The 12,107-nt window shown below is 71.8% G+C and carries 13 protein-coding genes; 6 read left to right on the plus strand and 7 right to left on the minus strand.

Annotation, left to right across the window (positions count from 1 at the left end):
* Positions 1 to 78: 78 nt before the first annotated feature.
* Complete coding sequence (locus PZB77_RS18015) at positions 79 to 762, minus strand: response regulator transcription factor (protein ID WP_275493629.1); 684 nt, start codon at positions 760 to 762, stop codon at positions 79 to 81.
* The gene (locus tag PZB77_RS18020; protein WP_275493630.1) at positions 759 to 3,152 is read right to left on the minus strand and encodes a histidine kinase; all 2,394 of its coding nucleotides are present in this window, start codon (positions 3,150 to 3,152) and stop codon (positions 759 to 761) included. The genes PZB77_RS18015 and PZB77_RS18020 overlap by 4 nt, the downstream gene beginning before the upstream one ends.
* A 300-nt stretch (positions 3,153 to 3,452) precedes the next feature.
* Here PZB77_RS18020 and PZB77_RS18025 point away from each other — a divergent pair, with 300 nt between their 5' ends.
* Complete coding sequence (locus PZB77_RS18025) at positions 3,453 to 3,905, plus strand: DUF5707 domain-containing protein (RefSeq protein ID WP_275493631.1); 453 nt, start codon at positions 3,453 to 3,455, stop codon at positions 3,903 to 3,905.
* Positions 3,906 to 4,157: 252 nt separating this feature from the next.
* Here the strand turns inward: PZB77_RS18025 and PZB77_RS18030 are convergent, their stop codons facing one another.
* Positions 4,158 to 5,186: a C40 family peptidase gene (locus tag PZB77_RS18030; protein ID WP_275493632.1), complete on the minus strand. Its 1,029-nt coding sequence runs from the start codon at positions 5,184 to 5,186 to the stop codon at positions 4,158 to 4,160.
* 231 nt (positions 5,187 to 5,417) lie between these two features.
* Entirely contained in the window at positions 5,418 to 5,837 is a 420-nt protein-coding gene (locus PZB77_RS18035; protein WP_275493633.1) for a MerR family transcriptional regulator, read from the minus strand.
* A gap of 218 nt (positions 5,838 to 6,055) precedes the next feature.
* Between PZB77_RS18035 and PZB77_RS18040 the strand changes: the two genes are divergently transcribed.
* Complete coding sequence (locus PZB77_RS18040; protein ID WP_275493635.1) at positions 6,056 to 7,051, plus strand: aldo/keto reductase; 996 nt, start codon at positions 6,056 to 6,058, stop codon at positions 7,049 to 7,051.
* Positions 7,052 to 7,102: 51 nt separating this feature from the next.
* On the opposite strand, the gene PZB77_RS18045 is transcribed toward PZB77_RS18040, so the two are convergent.
* A complete protein-coding gene (locus PZB77_RS18045; RefSeq protein WP_275493636.1) occupies positions 7,103 to 7,540 on the minus strand; it encodes a glutaredoxin domain-containing protein in 438 nt (145 codons plus the stop codon).
* A gap of 40 nt (positions 7,541 to 7,580) precedes the next feature.
* The gene (locus PZB77_RS18050; protein ID WP_343299873.1) at positions 7,581 to 7,838 is read right to left on the minus strand and encodes a transposase; all 258 of its coding nucleotides are present in this window, start codon (positions 7,836 to 7,838) and stop codon (positions 7,581 to 7,583) included.
* Between the two features lie 129 nt (positions 7,839 to 7,967).
* Between PZB77_RS18050 and PZB77_RS18055 the strand changes: the two genes are divergently transcribed.
* Positions 7,968 to 8,627, plus strand: a complete 660-nt coding sequence (locus PZB77_RS18055; protein ID WP_275493637.1) for a hypothetical protein — start codon at positions 7,968 to 7,970, stop codon at positions 8,625 to 8,627.
* A 17-nt stretch (positions 8,628 to 8,644) separates the two neighbouring features.
* On the opposite strand, the gene PZB77_RS18060 is transcribed toward PZB77_RS18055, so the two are convergent.
* Entirely contained in the window at positions 8,645 to 9,286 is a 642-nt protein-coding gene (locus PZB77_RS18060) for a TetR family transcriptional regulator (RefSeq protein WP_275493638.1), read from the minus strand.
* 75 nt (positions 9,287 to 9,361) lie between these two features.
* Here PZB77_RS18060 and PZB77_RS18065 point away from each other — a divergent pair, with 75 nt between their 5' ends.
* The 3 genes from PZB77_RS18065 (at position 9,362) to PZB77_RS18075 (ending at position 11,993) form a co-directional block, all read left to right on the plus strand.
* Positions 9,362 to 10,054: an NAD(P)H-binding protein gene (locus PZB77_RS18065; RefSeq protein WP_275493639.1), complete on the plus strand. Its 693-nt coding sequence runs from the start codon at positions 9,362 to 9,364 to the stop codon at positions 10,052 to 10,054.
* A 278-nt stretch (positions 10,055 to 10,332) separates the two neighbouring features.
* Positions 10,333 to 11,043: a hypothetical protein gene (locus PZB77_RS18070; protein ID WP_275493640.1), complete on the plus strand. Its 711-nt coding sequence runs from the start codon at positions 10,333 to 10,335 to the stop codon at positions 11,041 to 11,043.
* A 380-nt stretch (positions 11,044 to 11,423) separates the two neighbouring features.
* Positions 11,424 to 11,993 carry an SMI1/KNR4 family protein gene (locus PZB77_RS18075; protein ID WP_275493641.1) on the plus strand — a complete coding sequence of 190 codons (570 nt, stop codon included), beginning with the start codon at positions 11,424 to 11,426 and terminating at the stop codon, positions 11,991 to 11,993.
* The last annotated feature ends 114 nt before the right edge of the window (positions 11,994 to 12,107 follow it).

Consider the following 12,107-nt stretch of genomic DNA (forward strand, 5'->3'; position numbering starts at 1 on the left):
GGTGTGGGGGCTCCGGCACACGGGCGGGGGTACGGGCGCGCGCCGGGCGGGGCCGGCCCGGCGAGGACGGGCGGGTGCTCAGGCGGGGGAGTGGGGCGGGTTCGGGTGGGCGAGCCCGAGGTCGTAGGCGAGGATGGTGGCCTGTACCCGGTCGCGGAGGCCGAGCTTGCGGAGCAACGCGTTCACGTGGGATTTCACGGTGCCCACGGTGATGCCGAGGTGCTCGCCGATCTCGGTGTTGGTGAGTCCGGAGGCGATGAGGGTGAAGACGTCGAGCTCACGGGCGGTCAGGTCGCTCAGCCGGCGGGGGGTGTCGGCGCCCGGCAGTCCGGAGCCCGGCACGGACGCGTAGTGGTTGATGAGCCTTCGGGTCGCGGAGGGTGCGAGGACGCTCTCCCGCGCGGCCACCACCCTGATGCCTTGCAGCAGTTCCTCCGGGTGCACGTCCTTGAGGAGGAAGCCGGAGGCCCCGGCGCGCAGCGCGTCGAAGACGTACGCGTCGAGGTCGAAGGTGGTCAGCACCAGGATGCGGGGCGCGTCCGGGGTGCCGGTGATGATCCGGGTGGCGGCGATGCCGTCGAGCTCCGGCATGCGGACGTCCATCAGGACGACGTCGGGTGCGAGTTCGGCGGCGAGGCGGACGGCCTCGGCTCCGTCGGCGGCCTCGCCGACGACCGTCATGTCGTCCTCGGCGTCGATGACGGCGGCGAACCCCGCCCGTACGATGCCCTGGTCGTCGACGACCAGCACTCTGAGACTCATCGTTCTTCCTTCTCGTCGTCCCGCCGCACGGCCGGGGGTGCGTACAGGGGTAGTCGGACGCGCAGCGGACCCGCCGGGTCGAGGGTGCACGAACCACCGATCGCTTCGGCGCGCTCGGTCAGTCGGCGGCCGAGAGCGGCGCGGGCGGTGTCCGGAACCCCGGTCGCCGTGAGCGTCAGCGCCTGGATGCTGTCGCCCGTGTCGCCCGTGTCGCCCGTGTCGCCCGTGGCGTCGCTGCCGTCGGTGGCGAACTCGACCACCATGGGCTGGTCGCCGCCGGCCGCGAGCACCGTCGCGCACGCATGGTAGGCAGCCAGGTCCACATGGGTGGGCAGCCGTCCCGGCATGCGGTCGGGCAGCCGTATCTCGACGTCCCGCCCGGTGGCCCGGAGCTGGTGGGCGAGGAGGTCGAGGGCCTGGAGGGTGGGCTGCGGCCGCAGTTCGGGTGCCGTCTCCGCGTCGCGGACCGTGTCGAGGAGGGCCCGCATCGCGGTGAGCGCCTCGCGGGCCCGTGCGGCGACCCCTTCGAGCCGGCCCGCTTCGGCCTCGGCCACCAGATCGACGGTGCGGGCCAGCACGGTGGTCTCCAGTCCCGCGGCGATCCGGCGGCGCTCGGCCCACGCGTCCCGCACCGCCTCCTCGGTCCAGGTGGCGAGCCCGGTCGCCTGCGCGTCGCGGGCGGCCCGTTCGCGCCTGCCCCGCAGGACCCCGGCCCAGCGGGCCGCGCCGACCACGAGGGCCGCCTGGGCCGTCGCGGCCGCGAGGAGCATCCAGAGGGGCAGGCCGGTACCCCGGTGGACGACGGCGGCGGTGGTGGTGGCCGCGTGCACCCCCACGGCCACGAGCGCACCGGCCGGCAGGGGCGCGGGTGGACGGTTCCCCTCGTCGGGCGGTCCGGCGGTGGTCGCACCGGCGGTGACGGAGGCGATCACCGCACAGGTCGCGGCCATGCTGAGCAGCGGCGGCAGGAGAACCGGGCCGGTGTACGCGCCCGTGGCCATCGCCACCGGCCAGAGCAGTGCCAGCGTGAGGACGACGCCCTGGGTGATGCCCGGCGAACGGTGCCGCCACAGCAGCGAGAGCGCCTGCGCCGAGGCGAGCAGCGCGAAGAGCACACCGGCGGACACGTGCTGGCTGTTCGACGCCGTGTGGTCCGGACGGATGACGAGCAGCGGAAGGAAGGGCTGGAGGACGAGCCCTGCCGCCGCCACCGTCTGGGCGACGCGGTACTCCCGCGACGCGGACCGCTCCGTCGGGGTGGCGGTGTCCCGGCCGGGCAGCACCGCGCGTACCTCCCAGCCGCCCTCGGCCGTCGGGCCGCTGGTCAGGGTGCCGCCGGCCTCACGTGCCCGGGAGCGCAGGAAGCCCTGGCCGCGTCCTGACCCGAGGCCGGCGCCGTGCGCCGCCACCCCTGCGGGCGACGGTCCGCTCGTGACCACCAGCTCCGTACGGGCGTCGCCGTAGCGGCACCGTACGGTCGTGGGGGCTCCGGGCGCGTGCCGCGCCACGTTGGTGAGGGCCTCGCGCAGGATGCCGTACACCGCGTCCGCGACGGCGCCGTCCGGTAGCGGGTCGATCGCGCACTCCACCCGTTCCCCCAACCGGGAGAACCCGGCGACCAGCCCTCGCAGGCGTTCCTGCGGTGAGGGGAGCTGGTCCCGCGAGGGTGCCGGGGCGCGTACGGCGCCCAGGGCCCGGGTCACCTCGCGGCCCGTCTCGGCGGCGAACTCCAGCGCCTCGCCCACCATCTCGGGGCGGCGCCCCCGCAGTCCGAGCGCCGCGCCCGCCGTGACGACGACCGCCGTCAGGTGGTGGGCGCTGACGTCGTGCAACTCCCTCTCCATGCGCCGCCGTTCGACTGCGGGCAGTCGATGCCGCTCGATCTCCGCGCGCTTCGACCGCCGCTCGGCGGCCTGCCGTGCCCGGCGGGCCCGCCGGGTCATCAGGCCGGCGGCACAGACGACGGCGTAGAGCGCGGTCGTCAGGACGAGGTCGAGCCCGTTCCGGTCGCTGAGGCGGTGCAGGGTGATCTGGTAAATGAACTGCCATGCGGCGAGCGCCAGTACGCACAACGCGGCGGTGTACGTGTCGCGGCGGAGCGCCACGGTGAAGAGGGCCAGCGCGACACCCGCCGTCCCGAGCACCGCCACCGCACCCACGGGCAGCGGTCCCGCCCCCAGCGCACAGGCGGCGGCGACCACCACGAGGGCGGCCACCGGCCGGGTGCGGCGGAGGCAGAGAGCGGCCGTCACCAGGCCGGCGACCAGGGCCGCCACCAGAAGGGCGGACCCGGCCGGGACGGTCCCGCGGAGCAGCGCCACGCCTGGCCACACCGCGGCCTGGGCGCAGATCAGCAGGAGCGGGAGCAACCGCTCGTCGTTTCGTCTCATGACAGTTCACAGGCTATGACCGCAGGTGAGCGGCCTCCTCCGGCTGGAGGAGGAACCCGTTCTCTTACCAGGGGTGGAGAGGCCGTACCCCTGGTTCGAGACGCGTCTCGTGCCGCGGCGTGAGGACGGGGTGAGGCTCCGGACCTAGGCTCGAACCCATCGGGAGAGGGACAGTTCACCGGGTCTCCGGCGCTCTCCCGGCCATCGATCCGTTCGCCGGCGCTCCGTCGGCGGACCTACCGATGGACTGTCGATACGTCCATCGATTCATCCAGCATGTTCCGACTTCGGGGGATCACCATGTCCAAGCGCGTTCTCGTTCCGTCTCTCATCGGTGCCGTCGTGATCGGCGCGGTCGCGGCCGGCGGCTACGCGATGGCCTCCGGCCCGACCGAGCCGACGGTGAAGAGCGGTTCGGCCCACTACACCGCTCCGGGCCCGCGGGGCGCGGGCACGTTCACCTACACCGCGGACGTCACCGACGATTCGGGGTTGCGGAGCCTCAAGGTCATCGCCTGGCCCAAGAGTTCGAAGCTCGCCCCGACCGAGGCGGAGCTGCGGCTCGTGGACGGGGCGGCGTGCCGCGCCACCTCGGACGAGACCGCGCACTGCACCTACACGCCGGCGGTGACCGGGCAGGAGGCGGCCGGACTGCCCGGCGGTACCTGGTACGTGTCGGTACTGGCCACGGCGGAGGACGGGGACACGACGTTCGTGCCCCGCGCGGCCACCTTCGAGGTCACCGGCCGCTGAGCCGGATCCGCCGAGCCGGATCCGCTGAGCCGGATCCGCCGTGCTGGATCCGCTGAGCCGGATCCGCCGTGCTGGATCCGCTGAGCCGGATCCGCCGAGCCGGATCCGCCGAGCCGGATCCGCCGAGCCGGATCCGCCGAGCCGGATCCGCCGAGCCGGATCCGCCGAGCCGGATCCGCCGAGCGGGATCCGCCTACCGAGGCCTCCCCCGGGGCGGACCGTCCTGGGGGAGGGACGGCGGAGCCCGCTGCGTCAGATGCGGACCGCGCCGTAGAAGCTGCCGATGGTGCCCATCGACTCGTACCGGACGTACGCGCCCGGGTAGGGGGCGTGCAGCACGGAGCCGCCGCCCGCGTAGATGCCCACGTGGCTGTTGCCGTTGAAGAAGACCAGGTCACCGGGTTTGAGCGCGCTCTGCGAGACGTGGGTGCCCTGGTTGATCTGGCTGTACGTGGTGCGGGTGATCTGCACGCCGGCCTGGAGGTACGCCCACTGGGTCAGCCCCGAGCAGTCGAACGAGTTCGGGCCCGTGGTGACGGAGTGCGAGTACGGCATGCCGATCCGGGTGGCCGCGGCCTGGAGCGCGGCGGCGCCGAGTCCGGACGCGGGTGCCTCGTTGCCGAGGTCGACCCGGCTGCCGGCGTCACGGCTCGCGCGCTGCTCGGTCTCGGCGATCTTCGCGCGCTCGGCGGCGGTCAGGGTGTTCAGCAGGTGCTGGGCGGCGGCCAGCTTGCTCTGGGCTTCCTTCTTGTTCTTGCCGAGCGTCTCGCGGACGGTCGTCAGCTCGCCGAGCTTGCCCTGGGCCTCCTTGCGCTGCTGCGCCAGGGTGCGCTGCTTGGACTGGATCTTCTCCAGCGACTCGGCCTGCTTGGCGGTGAGGCTGTCCAGCGCCGAAGCCTGGTCGAGGAAGTCGTCCGGGTCCGAGGAGAAGAAGAGCTGCACGGAGGGGTCGATGCCGCCGCTGCGGTACTGCGCGGTGGCGATCGAACCGAGCTCACCGCGCAGGGCGTTCAGCTCGTCCTGCTCGCGGGCGACCTTGTCCTGGATCGCGTCGACCTGCCCCTTGAGCTTGTCCTGCTGCTCCTTGGCGCCCTTGTACTTCTCGGAGGCCTGCTCGGCCTCCTCGTACAGCTTGTCGACCTTCGCCTTGACCTCGCTCTTGGTCGGCTTGGGGTCGGCGTGGGCCGCCTGGGAGGTCAGGGCGACGGCCGCGGCGGCGGTCGCGGTGAGCACGGTCACACGGGCGCGGCTCGGATGCTTGGGACGACGGTGGGACGCCACGGAGGCGAGCTCCTTTTCATCGAGCCGCCCACCGGGCCGTGCAGGGCGGAATCCCCGGCTCCCCGCACGTCACGGACACGACGGCATCTTCGCTTTCACCCGGGTGGGTGGTTGGTCGTGCGAAGGTTCGAGACCTGACTTTAGTGACCATCCTGTGATGGGAGCAATCTCCGCAGGAGAAATTGCGGTGTGCGGGGTGTTTGTTCACCCACCGCCCACGCCCGGTCATCACTACGTGACAGTTCGTCCTGGGCCTTCGCGGGGTGTGAGCGCCCCGAGCGAGCGGTAGTAGGCGATCTTCTCCCTCAAATGCGCCCGTTGACCGAGAAGTTCGGCCAGTCGGTGCTCCACCTGGACGTCGTGCGCCTCCAGTGCGGCCAGCCGCTGCGGCACGGTTCCGTCGCCGGCCCTGGCCAGCTCGGCGTAGCTCCGCATGTCCGCGATGGGCATCCCCGTCTCGCGCAGGCAGCGCAGCACCGCGAGCCACTCCAGGTCGCCGGGGGAGTAGCGCCGGTGGCCGCTCGCCGAGCGGGCCACCGGGCCCAGCAGCCCGATGCGGTCGTAGTACCGCAGGGTGTCCAGGGTGAACCCGGTCCTCGCGGCGGTCTCGGCGGGGGTGAATAACGCGGCGGTCGCCGACTCTGCTTCCATACGGGCCATTCTGCCGCCGGGAGGGAGTGGGCACCGCCACGGCGGGGCGCGCGACGGGGGTGTGCGGGGGTGCGCGTACGGCAGCGCGCGCGGGGGTGCGTGAGCCGGTGCACGGGACGGAGCTTGACCCGGAGCGCGCTCCGGATGTGAGCGTGGGCCGCGTCCACCCCTTCACCACCCACGTCATACTCGCCCCTCTCATGATCCGAGGAGACCCCGTGCGCCATCACCGCATCGGAGACCGGAACGTCAGTGTCCTCTGCCTGGGCGCCATGCCCTTCGGCGCGCGGATCGACGAGGAGACTTCCTTCGCCCTGCTCGACCGGTTCGTCGAGCGCGGCGGCAACTTCATCGACACGGCCGACAACTACTGCTTCTGGATCGACGGTTGTACGGGAGACGAGAGCGAGACGCTCCTCGGCCGCTGGTTCGCCCGGCGCGGCAACCGGGACGAGGTGGTCCTCGCGAGCAAACTCGGCGGCCGCCCCGTGGACGCGCACGGTACGGACGGCGGGGCGGACGTCCTGGAGGGCCTGTCGGCGCCCGCCGTCCGGAAGGCGTTCAAAGGCAGTCTCGAACGTCTCGGTACCGAGCGCGTGGACCTGCTCTACCGGCACGTGGACGACCCGCGGACGCCCCTGGAGGAGACCGTGCGCGTCTTCGGCGAGCTGATCGCGAGCGGCGCCGTCGGCATGGCCGGCGTCAGCAACCTGACCGCCGGGCGACTGCGGGCCGGCGAGGAGGCGGCCACCGCCCTCGGCCTGCCCGGCGCCCTCGCGCTCCAGCAGCGGCACACGTACCTCCGGCCCCTGCCCGGTACGGACTTCGGGGTCCAGCGGTACGCCGACGAGGCGGTCCTCGACGAGGTCCGCCGCAGGCCGGAGCTGACCCTGCTCGCCTACACCGCACTCCTCGACGGGGCCTACTCCAACCCGGCCAAGCCGCTCCCCGCCCCGTACGACCACCCCGTCTCCCGGCAGCAGATGGCGGCACTGCACGAAGTGGCCCGCGAGAGCGGCGCCACCGTCAACCAGGTGGTCTACGCCTGGATGCTGGGCGGCGACCCGGTCGCCCTGCCCGTGATCGGTGTCTCCACCCTCGGACAGCTCGACGAGGCCCTGGACGCGGTGGACGTCGAACTCAGCAGTGATCAGCGCGCGTTGCTGGACGCGGCACGGGCGGAGCCGCTGCCCCTCTCTCAGCCTGTCTTTTAACCTCTGTGCGCTTGTGTCTGCGGGTCCCTCTCGGTAGGGCGCGGTTTCTGATCACGTGGAAGGGGAGAGCTGTGCGCGCACCCATTCGGGATCGGGGTTGGTGTGCGACCGGCCCGCCGCGACGACGGTCGGCACGGTCTCGTTGCCGTCGTTGGCTGCTCTCACCGCTGCGGCTCCTGCCGGGTCGCGCCAGATGTTGACCCAGTGCAACTGGCGGGCGCTACGGCCCAGCCGGATGCGCAGTCGTATGCAGTACTTGCAGCCCGGCCGCCAGAAGACGACCGGTCGGCCGTCGACCGCGCTGCGGCGTTGCGCCTCCCGCGCACTGATCGACCTCGGGAAGAACAGGGGTGAGTTCACGCCGGCGAGCGCCAGGAACGCCGGCAGGAGTGCTGCGGCTGTGCCGGGGCTCCCCTTGAAGATCTGCCCAGTCGCGACGGCTGAGCCGCTGAGCACGAGCAGCATCGGCAGGATCCAAGCGCGCATCATGGTGATGCAGGCTACCGATGAGTCGTGCCCTCGGTGTCGCTCATCTCCGGGCGGGCCCCGGCTCGCAGCAGAGCGTTGATCCGGATGCTGTCCCCGAACGTTGCCGCCGCGACGAGTTCCTTGGACAGTTTCTTCTGCCGCCGTCTGTTCGCCAGGGGACACCGGTGCGGACCCGGAACCGTAGGCCGTCGATCCGCTGCCGCCGGATCCATATCGCCGGTCGACCGGCCTTCTTGCCCACTGGCAGCAGCGGTTTCTGCACCGCCCACTGTTGCTCCGTCAGGTCCCCACGCGCCACGGGCCGAGATCATCACGCAACAAGATCCACTTTCGATACACGCCCTGGCATGATCGGTTTCGGACCTGGGGGGTTCCTGTGCGAGCCATACCGACCACCGCCACGACGGCGGCCCTGACATGCCTGGTCATGGGCGTTGCCCTGACCGGCTGCGCGAACGACCGTACGCACGACGGCGCCACGAAGGAGCCGTCCGCCGACCGGATGCTCGACGAGGCGAACGCAGCGATGAGCGCTCTCCAATGGGTGACCGTCGAGTCCGCCGGTGGGGGTGACGGGGGCGGTGGGACCACCATGCGGTTGTCGACCGACCTCACGTCGAGGTGTGCGTTCACGACGACCTCGGCCACGGGTGCCACGTTCGAACAGATCCGGATCGACGGGACGGACTACGTCAGCGTCAATCGGACCTACCTGGAGGAGGCGGGCCGGGAACCGGCCCGCGCGGACTGGACGAAGCGGTGGGTGAAGACGCCTGCCGGTGCGGCACGGCCGGGGGACGGCCTGGTCGACTGCACGCAGCCGTTCGCCTCCTTCGGAGAGGTCGCCAAGGGCGGGACGACCGAGGTCGGGGGTTTGCCGGCACGGGAGTTGAAGGTGACCGACGCGAGCGACGAGAGCGGTTCCTACTCCTTCTACGTCGCCACCGAGGGCAAGCCCTACATCCTCGAGGTCGTCTACGAGGGCGGGGGGAGGCGGACCACCACCTCGTACAGCGGCTTCGACGCGCCGACCGACGTCCGTGCCCCGGATGCGGCCGAGGTGGTGGACACGGGCGCGCTCGGCTGAGGCAGGGCTCCGGCTCCTCAACCGCGCCGCGGGCCCGCCGCCCGTGCGCGGGGCGCCAGCGCTGCCCGCAGTGCCGGCACGAGGACGCGGCGGGCCTCGGCCGGGGTGAGGGCGGCGGGGGTGGGGAGGGGGTTGAGGTAGCGGGTGTGGATGAGGCCGCCGAGGACCGTCACCGCGGCCGTGGCGCGAGCGGTGGCGTCGCGGCCGCCGAGGAATTCAGCGAGCCGGGCCAGTAGCTCGCTCTCCAGGTACTCGCCGATCGCTTCGGCGGCCGGGGTGCCCTGAGTGGAGAGGGCACGGAATCCGGCGTCCTCCCAGAGGCCCGTCACCGCGTCGATCAGCCGGTCGGGGAGGGTGGCCGGATCGCCGCCGAGGACCTCGTCGACGGTCAGGGCGGTGGCGCACTGGAACCGCATCACCTCGGCGAACAGGCCCTTCTTCGAGCCGAAGTGGTACGCGATGAGGGCCATGTCCACCCCCGCCGACGCGGCCACCGCGCGGAGGGTGGTGCGGCGGTAACCGTGTTCGAGGAAGAGGGACCGGGCCGCCGTCACGAGCGTGTCGCGGGTGGGCGGGTTGCCGCGCGGACGTCCCCTGGGGCGCGCCGGTCGGCGGGGAAGAGCGAGGGGCGGGGCGATGACGGGGGCCGCGTTATTCATCAACGTTGAGCCTGTGGTGGGCGATCGACAGAGTCAAGGGCGTTCCGACCCCCACACGAAGGATGACCCGACACCATGCGCATCACCGTTTTCGGCGCCAATGGACCGACCGGCCGCCACCTCACCGGCCAAGCCCTCGCCGCCGGCCACCAGGTCGTCGCCGTGACCCGCCGCCCCGGCTCGCTCACCCCACGGCCGGGCCTCACGGTGGCGGTCGCGGACGCCACCGACCCTGCGGCCGTCGCACCCGCGATCGAGGGGGCGGACGCGGTCCTCTCGGCGCTGGGAACCCGCTTCAGCACGTCCGCCATCACGACGTACTCGGCGAGCGCCACCGCGATCACCGACGCCATGGGCCACCACGGCGTGAAGCGGCTGCTCGTCGTCAGCTCCAGCATCGCCGACCCGGAGTGGCGCCCAAGCGGCGCGTACTTCTTCAACCACGTTCTCGACCCGCTGGTGAACCGGAGGCTCGGCCGCACGCTCCACGAGGACATGCGCCGCATGGAGGGGGTGATCCGGCGTACCGGCCTGGACTGGACGTTCGTCCGTCCTTCGGGCCTCTTCCAGCACCCCGTCGTCACGGCCTACCGGACCGCCGAGACCAGCGCGGACGGCGTCTTCACCGCCCGCACCGACCTCGCGGCGAGCATGCTGCGGGAGATGGACGAAGGGCGGTACGTCCGTACGGCCATGGGCGTCATCACCACCGAGGTGAAGCCCAGCATCGCGAAGCTCATCTGGAACGAGGGGGTGCGGAAGAAGTAGGGCCGAACCCCTCGGGTGACCGCGGCTTCGTCCCCACCACCACCGGACCGGCGGATGGACCGACGCGGGATCCTTCCGCGAACCGGCGGGCACCGGCAACTCCGTTTCCGCGCAGGGGAGATGCCCGCACCTCCTCACCGGAGCCGCCGGAGCCACCGGAGCCACCGGAACCACCGGAGCCGCCGGAGCCGCCGGAGCCACCGGCAACGCGGCCACGGGCTGTCCGGCTGGTGGCGGCGGCCGGAGGGCCGGGCGGAGCGGACCGTCATACTCAGCACGTGACGATCACGGATGGTGGAGGTCCCCTCCCCGACCCCCGGGAACTGTTGGAGGGAACCGACTGGGCCTCGCTGGAGCATGCCTATGGATCGGCCGAGGGGGCAGCTCCCGTGATGGGCGGACTGCTCGCGGCGGACCTCGACACGCAAGCCAGGGCGATGCGTTACCTCGAGGACCCGGTTCACCACCAGGACACGATCTACTCAGCCACCGTGCCTGCGGCGCTTTACGTGGCAGCATCCCTGAGCGAGCCTCGCACAGCCACCATGCTCCCCCGCGAGCAAGGGGAGCGTCCGCTCCGGGCAGCCATGCTGGACTGGCTGGAGTCTGTGGCAAGAGCGGTAGGCGACGACGCCGAGGCGATCCGAGAACGATTCGGCTTCTCCTGGGATCCGGCGTCCCTCCGGATTCGAGCGCTGCGGCCCGCGCTCTTCCGGGCTGTGTCCCCCTTCCTGCACGACCTCGACCCCGCCGTCCACGAAGCGGCGATCGCTGCGGCTGTCTCCCTGCTGGATGCCCCGGAGCTGGTCAGGTATCGGACGACTCTTGTTCCGCTGGTGCGTGAAGTCCTGGCCGCCAGCGCCGAGCGGTCGTATCGCTCCGTCGCAGTCGGCGGCCTTCGAGCCTGGGGGAAAGACACCGCAGATCCACAGGCCGTGGAGAACGAGGATCCTCGGGCTGCCGGCCGCAGCAGCGAGATGCCGCTCTGACACACGGGCTCTGAAGAGGGAAGGTCCGTTCACCTGGCGTGGTGGGAGCGGGGCGGGCTGTGTGCCCTGCGGCCCCGACATCCGGTCGTCGCGGTTGCGCGCGCCGGACACGACGGTCCTCGCTGGTGCCGGGAAGCTCCTGGGTCGAGCCCGCCGCACAGCGGGTCGTCCGTGAGAAGCCGCGCGCGGTCACCTTGCTGAAGGGCCGGTCGACCCGCGCTTCCGGACGGGACATGGTCTCCGGGAGGAGGGGCGGCATGCGTCTCCGGCAGGAGGGGCAGCATGCTCGACGTATCATCCCTGCAAGGTTCTCCCGCTCCTGCCCGCGTCCGCCGTGGCGCAGCCGGACGGAGACATCCCTGAGAGAGGGCAGAGGCTCCATGAGTGCGGCTGAGAGTTGGTCCCGCGTGATGGCGCTTCTGCGGCAGCACGCACCGGCCGATCACGCGGACCTGCCGGGGCCCGCTACGGAGAAGATGCTCGCGGCCGCCGAGCAGCGGATGGGCGTATCGCTGCCCGGGGATCTGCGGACGTGGCTGTTGCAGAACAACCTGGATCTGCCTGAGGAAGCTGTCGACGACGAGGTGGCATGCTGCGGCTTCGACGGGTTCCCGGACGAGGGAAGCTTCTTCCTGGGCATCCGGGCCATGGAGAGGCTGTACGCGAACCGCTCCAGGCCCGGCGGATTCGACCCACCGGACCAGCCGGACCATCCGTTCTGGCGCAACGAGTGGATACCGTTCCTGTCGGACCAGGACGGCTGGATGGGGAAGTTCGTCGACGCGCGGGACGGGCGCGTCGGCAGATGGTTCGTGGGCGAGAACACGGTCACCGGCGAGTACGAATCGCTGGCCCTGTATTTCGACTCCGTAGCGGAGAAGCTGACACGGATCGCCGAGGGAAGCTACCCGGTCTGTGCGGTCATCGAAGGCCGACTCGTCTGGACGTGAGACGGTTCCCCACCGCATGACGGTCATCCGCCCCGTTGCCACCGACGCACAGCATGGAGCCGGAACGGGGGCGGCGCGGGAAGGCGGCCGGTGCTGCCCGCCACCGCGCACCGC

It is taken from the genome of Streptomyces sp. AM 2-1-1 (assembly GCF_029167645.1).
Lineage (GTDB): Bacteria > Actinomycetota > Actinomycetes > Streptomycetales > Streptomycetaceae > Streptomyces.